Raw genomic sequence first — 1,521 nt, 5'->3', positions numbered from 1 at the left:
CGGCGGCGCAGTATGTTCTACCGCATCGGCGACCGGATCGATGGTTTCCGCGGGTGGTGAAACAGCGACCAGCAAAATACCCGACCCGAAAATAAAAATGCCAGTCAGCTTAACTGACTGGCATTAGGCCTGGGCCGGGGTTTTTACGACACGCGCCAACAATCAGAGCAGCGAACGTCCCTTGTTGGCAGCAATGCGCATGCGCAGAGCGTTCAGCTTGATAAAGCCGGCAGCGTCCGCCTGGTTGTAGGCACCGCCATCTTCCTCGAAGGTGGCGATGTTGGCATCGAACAGCGAATCGTCCGACTGGCGGCCGACCACGGTGACGTTGCCCTTGTACAGCTTCAGGCGCACAACGCCATTCACGTTGACCTGCGAGGCGTCGATCATCTGTTGCAGCATCAGACGCTCCGGGCTCCACCAGTAGCCGGTGTAGATCAGGCTGGCGTACTTCGGCATCAGCTCATCCTTCAGGTGAGCGACTTCGCGGTCCAGGGTGATCGACTCGATGGCACGGTGGGCCTTGAGCATGATGGTGCCGCCAGGTGTCTCATAGCAGCCACGCGATTTCATGCCGACATAACGGTTTTCGACGATGTCCAGGCGGCCGATGCCGTTGGCACCACCGATGCGGTTCAGGTCGGCCAGAACGGTGGCCGGGGTCTTGTCGACGCCGTCGATGGCAACGATGTCACCGTTACGGTAGGTCAGCTCGATGTAGGTTGCCTGGTCCGGGGCGTTCTCAGGCGAGACGCTCCAGCGCCACATGTCTTCTTCGTGCTCGGTCCAGGTATCTTCCAGGACACCGCCTTCGTAGGAGATGTGCAGCAGGTTGGCGTCCATCGAGTACGGCGACTTCTTCTTGCCGTGGCGCTCGATCGGGATGCCGTGCTTTTCGGCGTAGTCCATCAGTTTTTCGCGGGACAGCAGGTCCCACTCACGCCACGGGGCGATGACCTTGACGCCTGGTTTCAGGGCGTAGGCACCCAGTTCGAAACGAACCTGGTCGTTGCCTTTGCCGGTAGCGCCATGGGAAATGGCGTCAGCGCCGGTTTCGTTGGCGATTTCGATCAGGCGCTTGGCGATCAGCGGGCGGGCAATGGAAGTACCCAGCAGGTACTCGCCTTCGTAGACGGTGTTGGCGCGGAACATCGGGAACACGAAATCACGCACGAACTCTTCGCGCAGGTCGTCGATGTAGATCTCTTTAACACCCATTGCCTGGGCCTTGGCACGGGCCGGCTCGACCTCTTCGCCCTGACCCAGGTCAGCGGTGAAAGTCACCACTTCGCAGTTGTAGGTATCCTGCAGCCACTTGAGAATCACCGAAGTATCAAGGCCGCCGGAATACGCCAGTACGACCTTTTTTACGTCCGCCATGCCATCACTCCACGGGGTTGTACGGAAAGGGATCGATTCTAACGGCCTTACGGATAAATTTACAGTGGGGCGACAGCTTCTGACGACAAAGCGACAGGAACTGTCGGAAGGGCGACGGGGGGGGGCAGGGCTATCCAGGGG

General features: G+C 59.6%; 1 protein-coding gene. It reads right to left on the bottom strand.

The window, feature by feature from the left end:
* Nucleotides 1-162: 162 nt before the first annotated feature.
* Entirely contained in the window at nucleotides 163-1,380 is a 1,218-nt protein-coding gene (locus tag JOY50_RS28480; RefSeq protein ID WP_132846846.1) for an argininosuccinate synthase, read from the bottom strand.
* Between the last annotated feature and the right edge of the window lie 141 nt (nucleotides 1,381-1,521).

Origin of the sequence: Pseudomonas sp. BP01, from assembly GCF_022760795.1 — a bacterium.
GTDB lineage: Bacteria > Pseudomonadota > Gammaproteobacteria > Pseudomonadales > Pseudomonadaceae > Aquipseudomonas > Aquipseudomonas putida_Q.
This window is presented reverse-complemented; position numbering and strand designations above follow the sequence as displayed.